We start from the raw sequence: 19,476 nt of genomic DNA, 5'->3' as shown, positions 1-19,476 counted from the left end.
ATCCTTATTCTTAGTTTACTTCGCCTGATTTAACGCAAGAAAGCCGTCTACTTGCGGCTCAATACTGGTGTGAATACTGTTGTAGAACTCAATCATTTTGGGATTAGATTGAAGCAAGTATGGTGATTGCTCGACCGGCAAGAAATAAATCGCGCGACTCCCATTGTGATCAATGCCTTGACTTATCTTTGTTAACTCCAGTCCTAACATCTCAACTCTACGCGCCACTTTAGGAGAGGCAAATATAAGCATGCCTTTCATACCCAATAACTTCGCAAGTGCAATGTTGCTGAAGTACATGCCTGCAGACATTAAAGGGCGCGCGTACTCGTCGATTTTAAAAGTTTCACACTCTTTTTTTCTCACTTGAGGCAATATTGCAAAACGTGAAGCCTCGCCAAGACAACCTTGGTCAAAAAATTTACGATGCTGTTCAATTTGATAGTCGGTTAGATAGTGCATACAAGGTAGTGAGCTAACTTGACCTGCTGAGGGGCTTGTAATGAGGCGACTGCACCCTATGAATTGATCACATTCATTGTGTTTGAGCAAGAGGTGCAGTGCTCGCTCATCATGTCTATCTGATTCCAGCTTTGACGAACTCTTTGGCTCCCAATTTAATTCGGAACAATACACTTGGTAACGAATACCGTAACTTATCTCCTTTTCTGCTTGTGTAGTGGCTAGCTTAATGGAAAACGTGCTCGAAAACTTCTCGGATATTGAGTTAACCTGCATAAAACTCCCCTTATCTATTCATTGTTATGAACTGGAGTTTATCTGGACAGCGAAAAGTATAATCTGTAAAAACTATGTTTTATGCGGCGATTATTGCGCCCAATTGACGCGCAAATATCCTAGTGTAAATTGGCAGTTATTCGATATCCGAAGTGGCCACTTCTTTGAGCTTATCCACTATTAGTTTTTGATTGCGATTGTCTACAAAAGCAGTTTGATTGGACACAAACACATTATGTTTCGTATCCATAGCATAGAGTCGCACCTGCCCAGTGCTACCCCAAAACGTATTGATAAGACCTTGATCTTCTTGGGGGAAGGTATTCAATTCACTTGAGCGGTAGCGCAAAATATTCGTTGATGAAGGCGAAAGCTCAGCTTGCTCGGTATAGTCTAGAAGCTGTAGACGAATATCTACATAGTTATTTCGGCTTATCTTTACACGCATAAGCGCTAAAGGCCTCAATGATGTACTTGCTCGGCCAGCATTCGAAGCGACAATTTCTACTTCAAAGTAAGTATATAACTCTAGTTGCTGAGACTTTAGCTTTTGAAGTTGCGTTTCTATGTTCCTTATATCATCACGCAGACGCTCATGCCTAGTGCTCGATTCCATGATGACGTCGTGAATATCCTCTTTCACATCATTAAGTAGGAACTTAAGTGCAGCAATATTAATTTCTGGATCTTCCTTTTGATCAAAAACCATTTGAGAATAATTTCGTGTAATTGCCAATACCTGCTCTTCAAAATAGCGCGCTTCAGAATCATCGATGTAATTGCTCAAATCCCATTCTTTAAGCTCACTGACTCTGAATTCAATTAATGGATATTGATGATTATTAGGATCCAAGTACGCTGCAATTCTCTCGATACTTTTTTGCAAATTTGCCTTCGTTACGGCCATATTTTTTAGATCTTGTTTGGCCTTTTCATATGCACTGAATACAGTGTTTAGCGTAAACTCTGGGTAATCTATTTTGTCACCTCGTTGCCCTAGCTTATTATATTCATACAGCAATTCGTCAGGGATGTACGGTTCCAATAGTGCGAGCTCGTCAGTATCAAGTGGTACCCTGAAACGCGAAGATTCATCGCGGTTAATAGACGCTATTTCGATCACAACTTCAGGTGTCTCAACAAAATAAATTTGCCACACAGGGATCACAGCTGCGGAAATTACCCCTGCAAAGCCAAGTATGATGCTGCGAATGTTCTGCTTTACTCTCTGGATCAACGAAGAGGACTGACTTTTCTGCAAAGTAGACTCTCTGTTGTCGCTCATATTCTCACTCCAGCTACTATATGAACAAGTAAGATAGCGAACCTAATGTGACTACACTCGTTGGTAATTCGGTGATGTTCAGTCAAACAAAGTAAAGTATCGTGCAGAATTACCGAAGGCGATTATACTTAGCGTTACAAGAATTAAAGAGCTAATTGATTGTCGTACCTTCGCTTAAAATCAATATTAAAAACCATCCTAAACAGCAAGTTTTTGCTCTCGCTGAGAGAAGCATTCATCGCCTTAATCCCTTATTTTGTTTGCAGTGCTTTGGCGATTTTTATTTTAAATAGCGCACTTGCTTTTAACATCATCACAGTTAAGCACTCTCTGTACGAAAATGTATTCAACGCAGCCTCTTTAATATTGGCTCTCTTCCCTGTGATTGTTGCGATTTCAATAGGCTTTTTCATTTGTAAAAATTACGGCCAGAGCGGCATTGTTGGCGCAATGTTAGCGCTGCTTTGCTTTTCGGTTCATGGTCAATACATAGTCATAGACCAAGGCGCTTTTTCATTAAACCCCAGTGGGGCGACGCCTTACGCGCTTATTATCCCGAGTATCAGCAGTTTACTATTAACTTTCTTGGTAAAGATACAGCCTAATCTCGCTACTTACTTTCATCAAGTTAGTCGATTTCTAAGTGAAAAATTGCTAATTATACTGCCCTTCTTTATCGCTTTTTTCAGCTTTTATGCGTTTATGCCCTTGCTCAATTTAATTGGGAATGAAATCGCCGTTTTAATCACTCCAAATCCTGATGAGCTCTCCATCGCTCAATTAACTTTTCAGCGAATGATTGCCATTCATGCCTTATGGTTTGTTGGTATCCATGGAGACAACACCTTTAACATGCTGTTTGATGCGCAGTACTTAACCCAACCAATATTGGCCAATCTACCAGCTAAAACTTTTTACGATACTTTCGTTTTGATGGGGGGTACAGGCTGTTTTGCAGGACTTATTATCGCAGCATTTTTCTTAAAACGTGGTAGCCATGAACAGAACATCGTCAAATTATCTTTGCCTTTCACTATCTTCAACTTTTGCGAAATAATCCTATTTGCGTTACCCGTATTTTTGAACCCCGTCATGCTAGTCCCTTTTTTACTTGCACCAATCGTGAATTTTATTATTTCATACATCGTTATTAGCGCGGACTGGGTCACTGTGTCTGATGTACATATAAGCTGGATGCTCCCTACGCTTTTTAGCGGGTATGAAGTATCTAAAGGCTTTTCGGGTGTTATATTGCAATGTTGTTTAATATTGCTTAATGCGTTTATCTATTACCCTTTTTTGAAAAAGCAAAGTGAGCAGTTTCATTTTATCAATGCGGTCAGTAAACTCAGCGACTCATTAAACATTGCAGAGCAACTTAGGCAGTCTAGCGAAAAGGACTTTCTATCCCATAGGCAAGATATCGAAAAATCAAACAAAGCGTTACAGCATACATTGTTAGAGATCAGTAACGGTAAATTATTACTCTTTTATCAGCCGCAGATATGTCAGAAAACAAATGAAATTCGTGGTTTTGAGGCTTTGTTGAGATTACAAAAGCCAGACGACACGATTATAGGCCCACACTTTTTAGACACCTTAATAAAACATGATAGGACAGATATCATCGATACATGGGTGATAGAACAAGCACAGAGAGATCTGCACTACTTTGCTAAAAGAAATTACAGGCCCATTATCAGCATCAATGTAAACCCCAAAGTACTGTGCGACAATATACTCATCACCCACATGTGTGAAAACTTTAAGTTATTTCCTAATCAATTAAAAATTGAAGTTGTCGAGTCAGCTTACCTCAAAGATAAGCGCACAGTTATTAGCAATATCGAGAAGTTAAAGAACAACAATATTAAAACCGTAATCGATGACTTTGGTACGGGTTACTCTAGTCTATCCATGCTGGCTGACTTGCCCATAGACATTATAAAATTAGACAAATCCATGCTGGACAAGGCTCAGACCCAAACTGGCGAAGATTTCTATACTTATGTTGTGGCACTCTTGCACAAAATGAACAAACACTTAGTTGCTGAGGGCGTTGAAACAGAAAAACAATTAAAATTTGTTCGCGCTCTACAAATAGAAACTGTACAAGGGTGGTATTACCAAAAAGCTCTGCCCAAACAAGAGATTATTCCTTATCTGCGCCAGTTTTATTCAAGCAATAACTAGGGCTGTTCAGCAACCCCATTTATTTGCCATATCACACAAAAAAATTACTTTAAACTAGAAATAAACACACTCGCGATGTCATAAGCTGTACTAGCTCAGACTTGATCTGACAGTTACCCATTTTTCTATCGGTGACTGTCAATTTAGTTATTTAGTTTTGCGCTAAGTTCTTTCCAGCCCAAACTCGTTTCCCATCAAGCAGTGTTTCTAGTGGAGTCCTACCACAGCATATTTTCCCTTGGTGGGTTCGGTCATTATTGTAATAAACCATCCATTCGTCCAGATCCTTTTGCAACTCTTCTAGCGAATCGTATAGTTTTTTACGGAACGTAATTTGATAAAACTCATTAAGAATTGTCTTATGGAAGCGTTCACAGATTCCATTTGTCTGAGGCGACATAGCCTTGGTTTTAGTGTGATCAATGTCGTTGATTGCAAGGTATAGCTGATAATCGTGATGCTCAACTTTTCCGCAATACTCGGTGCCTCTATCAGTCAGAATTCGTAACATTGGCAACTCATATTGCCCGAAGTAAGGCAAAACCCTATCGTTGAGTATGTCTGCTGCTGTGATCGGTGTTTTAGTCGTATAGAGCTTAGCAAATGCGACTTTGCTGTAGGTATCAATGAAGGTTTGCTGGTAAATACGGCCAACGCCTTTTAGGTTGCCAACATAAAATGTGTCCTGCGAACCGAGATAACCTGGGTGAGCAGTTTCTATTTCACCACATGCTTCATCATCATTTTTCTTCTTCTCAAGGGCTGTTATTTGACTTTCAGTTAAAATAATTCCCTCTTTAGAGACCTTATTTTCTAATGCTTTAAGTCGCTTTTTGAAGTTTTCTAAATCATGACGAAGCCATATTGAACGCACACCGCTTCCAGATACGAAGATACCTTGCTTTCTTAACTCGTTACTCGTTCTGTGCTGACCATGAGCTGGATATTCGATAGCATACTGAACGACTGCTTTTTCAGTCTCATCATCAACTCGATTTTTTATATTTGGCGCTCTACGGCTTTTGTCTACTAGGGTGTGATTACGTCAGAATCGCTTGGTACTTATACCGTCTGTTTCCCTTGGTAATCACACTAATTCAGATAAAGTGATCAGGACCGGTGGTTAATAAATATTCACGCTCTTGCCCTGGGCTCTCATTTATCAATAAAAATAACTACACTTCACATAGCTAATACGATCATCACCAGTATCTTGATAATAAAACCCTGTCGCGTAAATTTCTCTACCATCCACTTTGCCACACACTACTGGACCATTAATATCAGAATCTTTGTAGCTATGGAGATAAGAAGTTGATTTCCCTAAGACCCTCGTGCATTCAAACCGTTCTACGTTTCTGTCCCCCTCATCATAAAAGTACATGCCTGTCACAACAAATCCGCCTGCATACTCATATCAATCATTGCTATTGCTATATATCGTAAATCTGTGATGAAGATAGGGATATCTTTCGCTTGAAATTCATATAGGCTTCTTTCCTCATAGGCATTAAATGTACTTAGAATATGGACTGCCAACCTTTTATTCTGATAAAGCGCTAACTTCCAGCCATTCCCTTTACCGAGCATGGTATAAAATTGAAAAGCTTGAGTACTGACGCCGCCACCTGCTATAGGAAGCACGGTATTTTCCAATGACGGGTGTGATGAAGAGTGTGCAAGTGATGAATGACACCATATGGCCAGCAACGTTATTACACGCTTTGAACTTTCATTTATTTTCCTTAATGACCACTGTTAATTAAAAGCACAATTTAGCTTAAAGCAGCCAAAAGCTTTATTACAGACTATTATCGTTGCACCAATTGAACCCTTTTGGATTGCTATTTCTCTACCATTCGATATAAAAGAAACAAAAAACCAAAAATAAATTTATAATTAAATTAATTAATATCAAACCCAGATCACAAAACAATCAAATTAAAGTTGTTACATAAAAGAAAAAACAAAAATAAAATAAAAATCACCGTCAAAAAACAACATTAAAAACTTAAAAAACTAACCATTGAAAATAAAAAACAACTGGTAAAAATAACAGTACAAAATAAAAAAAGAATAAAATACAAACACATAAACGAGTTGCAAAAACCAACATTAAAAGCATCGAAATTTTATAAATAAATTCATAAAGATTACCCACAACCATTGATAAAACAAAAAAATACAAATACTTTAAATACGCAAATTAAGAGCCACAAAAAGAAAACATAGTTTATAAAAAGTAATACTTAAATAAGGAAATATAAAATGAAAAAAGCAATGCTTGCTTTAGCGACACTTATTGTTAGTAACTCTGCATTCGCGGTGACAAATAGCCTACCAGCTAATTGTGATTACGGCCGTCATGCGCCATATGATGTAGAATTTCATCAAGTGTCTAGTGCTGTATCAGACGGGTTAGAGGTATTTGGCAACCCATACGACCTCGCAGCGTGGGATGAATTTTTTGACAGTATGTCTGATCTACTGGACAGTTTCGACTATTTGCGAGTTGAAACTCCGAAGCACGTTTTGCGAGGCTCAAGCTTTAGAGCAAAAGGCAATTTATTTGATAAATACGCCTACGTAAACTTTCACAATTCAGAGAAAGGTTATACGGGGCGTGATAAATCCAATTTAGACGCAAACTCTTACCACTACATGTCTTTTGATAAGACTCACGGTTACGGCCTAATCTGGATAACGCGCGGTGCATTATGCTCTGCAGAAGGTGTATGGGTTCAAAATAACCCATCAGTGTCAGGCAGTGGATTAAGTACGTCTGGAGATCTGATCACAGCAAAAGTTAACTACTCTGTAGATAACTACTCAAAAGCTGCTAAAGACTCTAATACTCCAGTAAAACTAACTGTTACCTCTCGCAGTGACGGTTACGATACTCGAAGTTCAAAGACATTTACGACTACACGTACATCAGGTAGCTACACACTGCCAATCTCTGCTCACGCAGGTGGTGGTATTTACGACATACAAGTAACAGTGCATGATGGCAACTATCACCGAACCATTAATATGGGTAGTACTTGGGTACAAGGCCCCAGTGTTCCTCCATGCGAAGGCTGTGTCGAATTGTAATGCGCCACCTAGGGCATTCGCAAAATCTATTTTGACATGAATAAAAATTAATATCTTTTCCGTAATTTAAAAGCTCTGCCAAATATAAATGACAGAGCTTTTTATTCTCTACAGTGCTGTTTCAACCAAGTACTATTCTCAGAGCACTCATAAACACTCATTTCCGAACCCAGCATGAAAACTTGTTAAACTGAGTAACAAAAGCCCATTGCGGTAAAAAATTTGCAGCTTTAAACCTATAAAGCCCATCCATTCCAAGAAACATATATAGGGGTAGCACTTTACTTTTGTCCGAATTTAAAACCAGCGCCTCAGTTTATTGAGCTTTTTAAGACTATCAAAACGCCACACTCCATTTCCGATGAAATAGCCATCTTGTCTACATCAGATAGATTTAGTTGTGAAAGGCATTGATACCCATCTCATATATCCAACGTTTCACAATGTGAATCTGAAAGGACAAGGTAGCAAATAATCACTATGCAACGATTGAATCAGTTTTCCACGCCCAAAGAACAACTCTAAGAGCATTAAAAACTTGAAAGTGCTCTATCTTGAAGGTATTTGTCTTACACAACAAACGCTTAGCTAGCACGGGTCTTATATATCAATGATAGCTAAGGTTATTACTATTTAAGCCTATTAGAATTTACAGCTAGCTTTCCTGCTCAGCGCGTGCAAACCACTCAATGACCTGCATTAAGTAAGCCTCACCATATTTAGCGGTAAACTCCTTAGTATGACGCTCATTTGAGTCACGTAGTGATGCAATTCGTGATCGCGTATACTCTGGCGTCAGATTGATATGACATTTCACAGTAATCGCATGTCGCCACTGCTCATAGCTTTGAAAATAAAAATTAGTCGCGTCAACCATAATATCTTGGGCTCCCATAAAGCTTTAAGATTTCACCTTAGTGTGCTTATATACCTGCGGCAAATATACTTGCTTGCAAAATACCTGACCGTCCTGAATTCATAATACCTCACACTAATCACCTAGTTATTAAACGAAGTACATAATGCAAAGTTTAGTCAGAAATTGAACGAAGACGAACTAAGGGCCTATGAGCCCAAGGCAAAAAGCTCTCAGAAAAGCTAAGGCACATCACGCGCTAACAACGTACATGTGCCAATATATAGATTAGTTAACTTACATACGACTGCAACATAGGTGTAGCAACGGGCAGTTCCCACTCTACTTCAGCATCGCTACTTAGGATTTCTGTTTTGACAATCAAATCAGATAACTGCTGCGCAACAAAGTTATCTACAGACTTTAACTCGACGCCCAGCTTAAACACTTTAAAGTCTACACCAAGCGACAACTTCCAGTCTTTGGGTGTATAGGAATCGTTCAGGTTTGCTCTGAGGTGAATGTATTTAGGGGTAATGTTGGTATCTACAAAGATTTCTTTTAAGTTATGCTTTTGTAATTTATTGTCTGTATTAAATAAGAATGGTAATGGTGTTTTTAGCAGGTATTGAGATTCGATAAATACGGTATCTTTTCCGCTGATACGTTTTAGCCCTTCGCTAATCCAAAGTAATCCATCGCAGGCGCTTACATTACTTAAAAATGCTCTAAAGTCCTCAGCTTTAACCTTTAATCGAGCAGCCCACTGCGCTACAAACTTTTCTACATCATCATCAGTAAGATGGCTTCCTTGACCTGCTAACTTTTTCGCGATGCTGTCTAAGTAACTTAAACTTACACTACTACCAACACTTAAACTATTACCAGAGAGTCCCGAAGAGTGATATTCAGCTGTTGGTCGAGTTCGCCAGTATGTATGCAATGCCATGTAGCTAACTTGAGAATAAGTACTCTCATAAGCGGCAGCTTCTAATGATTTGCTTTTGTCGACTTCAACACTCCCTATACCAACCGTTCCCTTGACTTGTCCTTTCGCAGATAGCGCTTTTACACCATATTGGGTGTATGTCATATCAATATCTTGAGTATGCATTAACCTGACATCCTCCTGGCCCTCTCTAAGCGGCTGGAGCATAATCTGAACACGGCCTGTAGTATGTTTTCTGGCATAGTCCGCACTCGCTAAATTTAGTTCCGCACCACCTGAAGCTTTAAACTTGATTTCACCTACAGCAGCATTGAGACCAACTTCAGCCTCCGCGCCAATCTTTCCTTCTATGCTTCCATCAAGTTCAGTCAAGGTAATATATACCTTAGTATTCTCATGTTTCACCGACTTGCCTTCGCCTAGCCGTCTAATTTCATTCAGTATCGCCGCTGTTTTAGTATCCACTGAGTTGGCTTGAGCGTTTAGGGGTTGCTCCGAATTAGGTGCTTTTACGTGTGCTCGACAGGCTGCTATTACGGAATCTGTTTTATATTCAGAGCACCACCACTTTTCTTCCACCTTTAATGGATAAAGCTCCTTGTTAAGTTCGTGCTGTTCATTAAGGAACTTGCCGACTTCTTTTTTAAACGCTTTATTTTTGATGCCTTGACTATCTTGAGACAATTGGTCTGCATCTTTTGTAACTTGAATCAGATCTCCTGAAAAATAGTCAGAGCTGATACATGCTAAGATTAAAGTACTGCAGCCTATTTTCCCCTCCCCGCTGACGCCAGCTTTTGCTTGCACGACAACGGTACCTTCCATCTCCGGAGATGCTACCCCTACAAATACACTCCCCCCTATTTTGCCTTGATATTTGGCACCCGCTAAATGATGCAATGAAGAGCGATATTCCGGTGTAAGAATATCAACCACATCTGACTCAGCACGTTTGTATGGTAATTTATCACCATTGTAGTGATGAGAAAGGTAATTAACGGCGGCTTTTGCACCTCCCCCTGTAATACCAAATTCAGCTGAAAAAGCACCTGTTATTTCCAAAGGGTTAAAGCTTGCTTTACCTTCTACACCTTTAACTTTACCTAACTGAAGAATGCTTGTATGTCCGGCTACGTTCTCTATACCCCCAAGCTCTATCTCAGGATTGCCTTTTGGATCGCCCATAATTTCCTCGTGATTTATTGGCGCTTTGTGCAAGCGCGGTGAGTTTTAGGAAACAGGGATAGAAAATAATGTACTCTACAGAATGTTCAATAAAGCCTCTTATCCTCTAGCCTTCCCATCGTATGTCACTACGCATAATTTACTGCAAATCTTTGCATGTAAACTCAGCTGTAAATACGAAAAACCCAGCACAATTAACGGCATATTTTGGCGCACTTCAACGCTGCACCTGTAAATCACGAAAGGTAGGGTGATAGGCAAAAAAAGCAAGTTGCGCAACATAAGTGACAACTTGCTTCTTAGTTTAAATTGATTAGTTTTTACTGTACGGAACAGGGAAGAAGTCTTCTATTTCAACTGAATTGTCTGACGTGGTATCCTGATAAATTCGATAGCCTAGTAATACGTCAAGTATGCCCATCCCAAATGGAGAATAGACACGTGGTTTATTAAAATCAGGTTTCACTCTTTGTTTAATTAAATCAACAATATTGCCCCCCATAAACGCCCTATTGCCATTGATCTGCTCAGCCAGTTCAAGTGAAGTGTTGGCTTTAATTGCATGATCAATATCATCAGCAAAGTTTTGGCTATCAACTATTAGCTCCGCCGAAATGTCTCTAAGTGACATGTGAATAATCGTTGGATTATGTGCTAATAGCGCTTTATCTTTAACATAAGGAGTAATTGCAGAAGTTGCGAACATGACTAAATCAGACTTTGAAATATCAGAAATATCATTGCTTCCTTTGCCTTCGATATGAGGGAATTTAGCGCAGAACTCTTGCGCTCGCTGAATGTCTAAATCAATTACTGTCATCGTATCGATTTGCCACCCTGTTTGCTCAAGTAGCTTGACAATTGTATGAGATATCAAGCCACTGCCAACAACTGATAAATTCTCAATTTTACCTGGCGTTGCGTGCAGATATTTTGCACCAAGAACCGCTGAAGCAGCTGTTCTAAATGATGAAATTTGCGAGCCTTCTAAACACGCAAGAGGGTACCCTGTTTCTCTATCATTCAAGATCACAACCGCAGATGCTCTGTCCAAACCTGACTTTAAGTTATCAGGGAAACTAGCTATCCATTTAATGCCTGAAACCGGTTCTTTTTCCGACTCTATAGATGCTGGCAGCGCAATAATGCGATTTTGTGGTTGCTCAGGGTAGCGCAGAAAATAACTATCTGGGCAAACTGTGTTACCAGCTTCAAATTCGCAATAACAATCAGCAACACTATCAAGTAATTTATCTCCGTGATTATTTAACCACTGTGATACAGCCTTGGCACCAATAACCTTAAAAGGTTTCATACTAATACTCCTTTAGAAATTTTCTTGTAAAAGTTGCTCTGAGTCGGCGTTATTGATTGAGAAATGTTCATCAAGCCACTCGGGTGAATAAATTGTGTTTAAGTAACGTTCACCATGATCTGGTGAAATAGCGACTACCTTTGCCCCAACGGGTATTTGATCTGCATATGCTTTCACACCACACAAAACGGTTCCTGTCGAGCCTCCGACTAATAAACCTCGATTTGCAAGTTGATGACACATATCCAGCGTGTCTTGCTCTTCGATTCTTATCAACCCATCAAAATAAGATAGGCGACTAATCGGCGGCTCTTTACTCGCTCCTAACCCTGGGATTTTCCGCTTGCCACTGATCCCGCCAAAAGTGATTGAGCCGACAGAATCTACAGCAATGATTTTGGTTTGAGGCATGTTCTTTTTGAAAAACTGGCTTATTCCACCCAAGGTTCCGGTAGTACCAGCGCCTACAAAGATATAATCTAAATCTGGAAATTGACGCGCAATAGACTTTGCCGTGTACAAGTAATGTGCTTCTATGTTATCGATATTCTCATACTGATTTATCCATACTAACGACTCATCTTGCTGGCAAAGAGCTCTTATTTTAGCGATTCGGCTATTTAGAAAGCCGCCATTTTCGTCTTTGTTTTTAACTTTTATGATCTTAGCCCCGTAAGCTCTAATAAGCCTTTCTGAGCTAGGTAATATGTTCGGGTCAACGACACAAATAAATTCATAACCCTTCGCAGCACAAATAATACTTAATGCGATACCTAAGTTACCTGAAGAGCTTTCAATAACTTTACTGCCCTGTTTCAATTTACCTTGCAACTCAAGGCGGCTGATCATCTTAAGAGCAGGTTTTATCTTTATAGAACCTCCAATTGAAAAACCTTCCATCTTTAGGAATAAATTGGCATGCGGCAAAAGTGTATTTTCTTCAACAAACAAATCATCAAACACGCAATCTAAGGGAGACTTAAAGATCATGACTACTCTCCATCAAAAACTCGATTGGCAGCGCATATTGAAGTGGAATTTTTATCAGCAATTCATGTTTAGTCGACTTTTTATTAAGCAATTTTCCTGCAAGCGCCGTTGAAATTACTTGAGATTTGTCTATTTCAACGCCAGTATCCCAGCACTTTACACTAATCAATGGACTATCATAGTTAACCATTAGACAAGGTATTTTTGTAAGTTTCAGTGCTCTAGCGGCGCTAAATCTATGATGTCCGTCAAGAATTACATTGGTTTGTTCATCAATTAAAACGGGATGTGTCCAAACTTTATGTTTAGATATTTTATCTGCTAGGTAACTAGCATGATTTGAACAGTGCTCTTCCGATGGTAAAAGTGAAGATACTGATTTAAAGCCGAGTGTGATCTCTGCCATACTCATATCATTTTCTCCGAGTTCCTTGGTTGACATAAGGTTTTTTAAAATGCGGTATACACACCTACCGAAGCTAATATAACGCCTGGGAGGTAATCTAAAAGTTTATGCTGGAATACTCTTTTCGTTTTTACACTGCTTAATAAACAGTATAAAAAATTGAAAAAAGTAGCTCCTATACAGAAAATAAGACCAAGAATCACGATAACAAAACTATTCTTATCATTCTGAGGAATAAACTGTGGTAAAAAAGATAAAAAGAAGACACTAACCTTGGGGTTTAATGCACTAATAATAAAACCTCTTGTTAGATACTTATTTGTTTGATTGGGCTGTTCAACTTGAACTGTCTTATGGCCGTCCCTTCTAAAAACTTCTAATATAATGCTAATACCCATCCATATTAAATAAGCAGATCCAAGATACTTTATTACACTGAATAAAACAGGGTTGCTAGCAATAACTGCTGATATACCAATAAATGTAATCAACACATGAAACAAATACCCTAAGAAAAGCCCTATAATACTAGGAGTCGCCGCTTTCCATCCCTTATATTTGTAATTACTAATTACATACAGTACATCCGGTCCGGGAATTGCGTTTATTACTAAACTCGTAGTCAAAAATAAGACAATGTTAAGCTGCTCCATTGCAAACTCCAAGAGACTCTCTCATCTCAGAAAACATTTCCTGAGCTAATATACGCTTCTCTTTAGTGAAGTTTTTTTCCAAAAATAATGGACCAAAATGGGTTTGTGGGGTTGAATCAGAAAGTGAAAAACAATCTCTTTGGCTAGTATACTCTTCTATTAGACTAAATGCAGTCATGTAGGAATCTGCTTTTATCGACCACACTGACTCTAATTCCCATATGTTTTCCAGCTTTTTAGTTCTTATGATATTTCCCTTATCTATACCACTGTTTACATAGTGAATAGTTGCACCGGCAGCCTCTTCAAGATCAGCAGGAGATGCGCAAATCAGGTACTGCTCAATAGCAAACATACCACGGGCATGAGGTAGAACGGCTGAATGAGCATTTACAATTCTTTGTTCAAAACAATCAATCCACCAATCATCTAAAATACAGTCTAGAAATATTGCCGCGCATTTAAATGTTTTATCCGCACTCACCATTTGCTTTATGGTATCGCTATTAAAACTCGTTAATACGATGCAATTATCCATTCCAATAGCCGATGTACTAGGTACGCCAAACCTCTTTATCATATCTATTTCTGAAAGAGACAGTCCACCATATGCTTTGTCAAATTCATTAATATGTTCAATTGATAAGTCAGAATTTCCCTCATATTTTTTATGCAAGCTGGTGAGAGCTTCTTTGTCCAGTTTATTATTATCTCTTACTAAAAAAACTATATTATCAAATTCTTTATTTTTCGATATTTTATCTACAAGATACGCTGTATGGAACAGCGCTTCGGTAAGCACGTATAGGGTTTTCATTTCAATATCCTTTGGTTATTACCCACGAAACAATGTATTTTCACCTAATGGCGTATTATTCTTGATCTTTGGTACATTCAATGTCAATTAAAAAACGAGTAAAAAAATCCCCAACACCATAATATCCATAAAAACTTATTATTGTTTTTAGGTTAATTTCAAAAAACAAACCAATACTTTAACCCTAAATTCAGCCTTTTCAATTGATTTTATAGCTTTTAATTCCCCAGAAAAGGTAAAAATTAATTATTCACTTTATATTAGTTTAAAAAAAAAGAATAATCGAAATTTATAAATTAATTATTTTATAACTTGTAACAAGATGTAATTCTATATTTTACTACTTAAAATCATAAGTCCTTAATTAAAAATAAAGGGTAAAATACTAAGAAAGGCAACCCTCCCCAAAATCTACCGAAATTTATTAAAAGGATGAGTAATGAACAAATAGACTCATACCACTATTTACACAGCAGTAGAACGCTCCAAATTATTAACTTTTGAAGACAGATAGAGATGAAGACAGGGCTGGGCTAACAGTGTAATCCATCTTATTAATTTCAGAGTGAATAGAGATCACACGGGTAGCTATGAATCGTTACATATAAAACCAGTGTACAACGAAACCTGACACTAGGATCAATTTTTTAAAAGTAATAAAAAAGCGCGTATAAAAACGCGCTTTTTCTGGCTGTTTATTTGTTAATCTTTAGAGATTATACAACTTTAACCGGCACTGCTTGCTCAGAACCAAACTTAGTCGTTAGTTCTTCTTCAAGTGGAGTAAATGCTGTTAGGTCAATGCCTTCAACCGCAGCTTTATACTCGTCCATAGTTGGGAAGCGGCCAAGTACAGTTGAAAGTACAACCAACGGTGTTGAGCCAAGCAGAGACTCACCTTTCTTCTCTGATGTATCTGCTACAACACGACCTTGGAATAGACGCGTAGAAGTTGCGATTACAGTGTCACCAGGCTCAGCCTTTTCTTGGTTACCCATACATAGGTTACACCCTGGGCGCTCTAGATATAGGATGTTTTCATATTTAGTACGTGCAGCTGTTTTCGGTTTTTCATCGTCAAACTCAAAACCAGCGTACTTAGCTAGAATTTCCCAATCGCCTTCAGCTTTTAGCTCATCAACAATGTTGTATGTTGGTGGCGCGACAACTAATGGCACTTTGAATGAAATTGAGCCGTTTTGCTTTTCAAGGTTACGAAGCATTTGCGCAATTATCTGCATGTCACCTTTGTGAACCATACAAGAACCAACGAAACCTAAATCAACTGGCTTGTCGTTGTAGTATGAAACTGGGCGAATTACATCGTGCGTATAACGCTTAGAAACGTCTTCGTTGTTTACGTCAGGGTCTGCAATCATTGGCTCGACGATTTCGTCAAGGTCAACAATCACTTCTGCGTAGTACTTAGCATTGTCATCTGGAGCAAGAGCTGGTTGCTCACCAGAATTGATACCCGCAATACGCTCGTCAGCAAGGTCGATAAGGCCTTGAAGCGTCTTCGCTTCGTTTTCCATCCCCTTGTTGATCATGATCTGGATACGGCTCTTAGCAAGTTCAATTGACTTGATAAGCGTTTCATCGTTTGAAATACAGATTGACGCTTTCGCTTTCATTTCTGCAGTCCAGTCAGTGAAAGTGAACGCTTGGTCAGCCATTAGTGTACCAATGTGTACTTCAATGATACGACCTTGGAACACGTTCTCGCCGCCAAATTGCTTCAGCATTTGTGCTTGAGTTGCGTGTACAACGTCACGGAAGTCCATGTGCTCTGCCATTTTACCTTTGAAGGTAACTTTTACAGAGTCAGGGATAGGCATTGCCGACTCACCCGTTGCAAGCGCGAGTGCTACAGTACCTGAGTCAGCACCGAACGCCACACCTTTAGACATACGAGTATGAGAGTCACCACCGATGATGATAGCACGGTCGTCCACAGTAATATCATTAAGTACTTTGTGGATAACGTCAGTCATTGAATGGTAAATGCCCTTCGGGTCACGTGCAGTGATAAGGCCAAACTTGTTCATGAATGCCATTAGCTTAGGAATGTTAGCTTGCGCTTTCTTATCCCAAACAGACGCTGTGTGACAACCAGATTGGTATGCGCCATCAACAAGTGGAGAAATCGTTGAAGCAGCCATTGCTTCAAGTTCCTGTGACGTCATAGGACCTGTTGTATCTTGCGAACCTACGATGTTAACTTTAACGCGAACGTTAGAGCCTGCATGTAGTGGCGTGTCTGAAGCAACACCTACGGCATTACGGTTGAAGATTTTCTCAACAGCCGTTAGACCTTGTCCTTCATGCGAGATTTCTTTAGAAGGTGCATAAACCGTTGGTGCTTCAACACCTAGTGTTTGTGCAGCTAGCGTTTGAAGTTTCTTACCGAATACTACCGCGTAAGAACCACCGGCTTTCATGAACTCTACTTTTTGAGGAGTAAACGCAGATGAAATATCAGCAAGCTCTTCTTCGCCATTGAATAGTTTTTTAGCTTTAGTGTCGATAGTAAGCACAGTACCAGTTGCTACTGAGTATGCTTCTTCTAATACTGAGTCACCATTTTGATCAGTAACAGTATTGCCGTCAGCGTCTACTTTCTTAACCCAGTTTTTAAGGTCAAGACCAATTCCACCAGTTACATCAACAGTAGTAAGGAAGATAGGAGCAATACCATTTGTACCTGCAACAACCGGGGCGATATTGATAAATGGAACGTAAGGACTTGCTTGAGTACCAGCCCATAGTGCTACGTTGTTCACACCAGACATACGTGAAGAACCAACACCCATAGTACCTTTTTCTGCGATAAGCATCACTTTCGCGTTAGGGTGCTTTTCTTTCAGCGCAACGATTTCTTGTTGTGCTTCAGGTGTGATCATACATTGGCCGTGAAGTTCACGGTCAGCACGTGAGTGCGCTTGGTGACCTGGAGAAAGTAAGTCAGTAGAAATATCACCTTCGCCCGCGATGAAAGTAACTACTTCGATTTTTTCTGCAACATCAGGAAGCTTAGTGAAGAACTCAGCTTTCGCATAGCTTTCTAGGATATCCTTAGCAACTGCATTGCCTGCTTTGAATGCGTCTTGTAGACGAGCAGTATCAGCATCGTATAAGAATACCTGTGTTTTAAGTACGTCAGCCGCTTGCTTCGCAACCGCTTCGTCATTGCCAAGAGCAAGATCAAGAAGCACAGCGATTGAAGGACCACCTTTCATGTGAGAAAGAAGCTCAAATGCGAAGTCAGCTGTGATTTCAGCGACAATCTCTTCACCTAGGATAATTTCTTTTAGGAACTGTGCTTTAACACCAGCAGCGCTCGTTGTGCCTGGAAGTGTGTTGTAGATGAAGAATTTAAGAGAATCTTCGCGGTGCTCATGCCCATCATCTTTGATTTGGGCAATAATTTCAGATAATAGCTCTGCGCTATCAATTGGTTTTGGATTTAGTCCTTGTTCCGTTTTACGGGTCTGGATTTCATCCAAGTACTCATTATACAAACTCATATAAACCTCGTCAGGCAGTAATACGCATAGATAAAACAGGGTTATTTTACCCTATTTTAAAGCGCTCGTAATCATTTAACTAAAAAGCACTTTTTAGTTTTTATTTGGGCCGCAAAATACACTAGATTCACTACGTTACGCTAATTTATAAAGTTAATGCGCGGTATAAATAGCATTTATATGATAATAATTCCCATTTACCAAACTAATATAAGTCTAGCCATATAAAACAATATGCCATTTAGTTCATTAGTCAATTTATGTACAATTGCGCAATGGTTTCCCCTATCTTTTTTCTCACCTTTCTAGCCTCTATTTTAGAGAGGCGACGTGCCTTGCCCTCTCTTGCACTGGCACTTTAAAGCTCTCCTTGCATAACCGTTTTTTAGCTCTCGGTAGCCCAAATGCAATGGCTTCCCACCAATCGGCGTATAAACTATTTAACTTTCCGGCGAGCTTAAATTCATGAACATTGAATTCTCCCCTATCTCCAAAACTATCAGCAGCAGCATGTGATCTGCTTTAATCAGACCAGACACTTCAATAAAGGAATAATATCCTGATATTGAGGTGTTACATGACAAAACGAAAAAACAGAACTTATACCAACGAGTTTAAGCAAGAAGCTGTCGCATTGGTTACCGAGCAAGGCTATAGCGTGCCTAAAGCGGCGGCGTCATTAGGGATAACAGACAAGCTGCTTTACAACTGGAAGGCCAAATTGGAAGCAGAGCAATCGGGTGTTGCATTAAGTGCCGATGAGCGTGACGAGCTGCTCCGTCTTCGCAAAGAAAATAAGGAGCTGAGGATGGAAAAAGATATATTATAAAAGGCCAGTGCCCTGTTGCTCAAGGAAACCAAGTAGCGTTTGAAACCGTTAAACAGCTAGCTTCAAATTATCCGGTTAGCCAGCTGCATATTTTCATGCATCGCGATCACCGAATAACATTGATGCCGATCACTTTTGGCTAAAAATGTTGTTGAGTGATCGACTTGATGTTATTGACGTAAAAGTCACCCTTTCTCTCACATTGTAGGTGTGTTTAACCGTTATTCTTATCGTTTTAACCGCGATGGGGGTAACTATGCCAACGGCACCTATATCAATGAGAAAATTAAAAGAAATATTACGGCTAAAATACGGCGCAGATTTAACGCATCGTCAAATAGCTAAAAGCTTATCTATTTCCCCATCGTCTGTTTCAACTTATGCTAATCGAGCTGCACAGCTCGGCATTACCAGTTGGCCATTAGATGATACGTGGGATGACAGTAAGCTCACTCGTGCATTCTTCGCAACCAAAGTCCAGCCTAAGCAGTATGCTTTACCTGATTGGCTTACCGTCAAGCAAGCCTTAAGCTGTAAAACCATGACCTTAATAGATAAACCCGCGTTAAAACCCTTACCGCAAACCGTTTATCAATATACCTTCGTGAAGAAGGTACACGTACACATTGATTACCAT

At 39.4% G+C, this 19,476-nt stretch carries 14 protein-coding genes and 2 pseudogenes; 4 read left to right on the top strand and 12 right to left on the bottom strand.

The window, feature by feature from the left end:
- Positions 1–15 precede the first annotated feature (15 nt).
- Both N482_RS10655 and N482_RS10650 read right to left on the bottom strand, forming a co-directional pair.
- Complete coding sequence (locus tag N482_RS10655) at positions 16–738, bottom strand: PEP-CTERM/exosortase system-associated acyltransferase (RefSeq protein WP_063377020.1); 723 nt, start codon at positions 736–738, stop codon at positions 16–18.
- Between the two features lie 136 nt (positions 739–874).
- The gene (locus tag N482_RS10650) at positions 875–2,023 is read right to left on the bottom strand and encodes a hypothetical protein (protein ID WP_063377019.1); all 1,149 of its coding nucleotides are present in this window, start codon (positions 2,021–2,023) and stop codon (positions 875–877) included.
- A gap of 159 nt (positions 2,024–2,182) precedes the next feature.
- Between N482_RS10650 and N482_RS10645 the strand changes: the two genes are divergently transcribed.
- Positions 2,183–4,216 carry an EAL domain-containing protein gene (locus tag N482_RS10645; RefSeq protein WP_063377018.1) on the top strand — a complete coding sequence of 678 codons (2,034 nt, stop codon included), beginning with the start codon at positions 2,183–2,185 and terminating at the stop codon, positions 4,214–4,216.
- A 151-nt stretch (positions 4,217–4,367) separates the two neighbouring features.
- Here the strand turns inward: N482_RS10645 and N482_RS10640 are convergent.
- Positions 4,368–5,249: pseudogene (locus N482_RS10640) on the bottom strand (IS481 family transposase); the annotation flags it as partial.
- Positions 5,250–5,605: 356 nt separating this feature from the next.
- Positions 5,606–5,860 carry a hypothetical protein gene (locus tag N482_RS10630; RefSeq protein WP_063377016.1) on the bottom strand — a complete coding sequence of 85 codons (255 nt, stop codon included), beginning with the start codon at positions 5,858–5,860 and terminating at the stop codon, positions 5,606–5,608.
- Between the two features lie 624 nt (positions 5,861–6,484).
- On the opposite strand from N482_RS10630, the gene N482_RS10625 reads away from it, so the two are divergent.
- Positions 6,485–7,312: a hypothetical protein gene (locus N482_RS10625; RefSeq protein ID WP_063377015.1), complete on the top strand. Its 828-nt coding sequence runs from the start codon at positions 6,485–6,487 to the stop codon at positions 7,310–7,312.
- 655 nt (positions 7,313–7,967) lie between these two features.
- Here the strand turns inward: N482_RS10625 and N482_RS10620 are convergent.
- The 8 genes from N482_RS10620 to N482_RS10585 all read right to left on the bottom strand — a co-directional run bounded on the left by N482_RS10620 (position 7,968) and on the right by N482_RS10585 (position 18,010).
- A complete protein-coding gene (locus N482_RS10620; RefSeq protein ID WP_063377060.1) occupies positions 7,968–8,189 on the bottom strand; it encodes a hypothetical protein in 222 nt (73 codons plus the stop codon).
- 271 nt (positions 8,190–8,460) lie between these two features.
- Entirely contained in the window at positions 8,461–10,302 is a 1,842-nt protein-coding gene (locus N482_RS10615; RefSeq protein WP_063377014.1) for a hypothetical protein, read from the bottom strand.
- A gap of 313 nt (positions 10,303–10,615) precedes the next feature.
- Positions 10,616–11,617 carry a 2,3-diaminopropionate biosynthesis protein SbnB gene (sbnB, locus tag N482_RS10610; protein ID WP_063377013.1) on the bottom strand — a complete coding sequence of 334 codons (1,002 nt, stop codon included), beginning with the start codon at positions 11,615–11,617 and terminating at the stop codon, positions 10,616–10,618.
- A gap of 12 nt (positions 11,618–11,629) precedes the next feature.
- Positions 11,630–12,607 (bottom strand): 2,3-diaminopropionate biosynthesis protein SbnA, encoded by a 978-nt coding sequence (gene sbnA, locus N482_RS10605; protein WP_063377012.1) that lies wholly within the window; start codon positions 12,605–12,607, stop codon positions 11,630–11,632.
- Positions 12,597–13,049, bottom strand: coding sequence for a ParB N-terminal domain-containing protein (locus tag N482_RS10600; protein WP_063377011.1), 453 nt, complete (start codon positions 13,047–13,049; stop codon positions 12,597–12,599). The genes sbnA and N482_RS10600 overlap by 11 nt, the downstream gene beginning before the upstream one ends.
- Positions 13,050–13,057: 8 nt before the next feature.
- The gene (locus N482_RS10595) at positions 13,058–13,666 is read right to left on the bottom strand and encodes a LysE family translocator (protein WP_063377010.1); all 609 of its coding nucleotides are present in this window, start codon (positions 13,664–13,666) and stop codon (positions 13,058–13,060) included.
- Entirely contained in the window at positions 13,653–14,483 is an 831-nt protein-coding gene (locus tag N482_RS10590; protein ID WP_063377009.1) for a formyltransferase family protein, read from the bottom strand. The genes N482_RS10595 and N482_RS10590 overlap by 14 nt, the downstream gene beginning before the upstream one ends.
- Positions 14,484–15,199: 716 nt before the next feature.
- Positions 15,200–18,010, bottom strand: a complete 2,811-nt coding sequence (locus N482_RS10585) for a bifunctional aconitate hydratase 2/2-methylisocitrate dehydratase (RefSeq protein WP_081227882.1) — start codon at positions 18,008–18,010, stop codon at positions 15,200–15,202.
- A 577-nt stretch (positions 18,011–18,587) separates the two neighbouring features.
- Between N482_RS10585 and N482_RS10580 the strand changes: the two are divergent.
- Together N482_RS10580 and N482_RS10575 are read left to right on the top strand one after the other, a co-directional pair.
- Positions 18,588–18,851 (top strand): annotated as a pseudogene (locus N482_RS10580) (transposase); the annotation flags it as partial.
- 244 nt (positions 18,852–19,095) lie between these two features.
- The coding region (locus N482_RS10575; protein WP_331245816.1) for a sigma factor-like helix-turn-helix DNA-binding protein at positions 19,096–19,476 on the top strand (381 nt) is incomplete at its 3' end.

The sequence above is a fragment of the Pseudoalteromonas luteoviolacea NCIMB 1942 genome, from assembly GCF_001625595.1.
Taxonomy (GTDB): Bacteria; Pseudomonadota; Gammaproteobacteria; order Enterobacterales; family Alteromonadaceae; genus Pseudoalteromonas; species Pseudoalteromonas luteoviolacea_A.
This window is presented reverse-complemented; position numbering and strand designations above follow the sequence as displayed.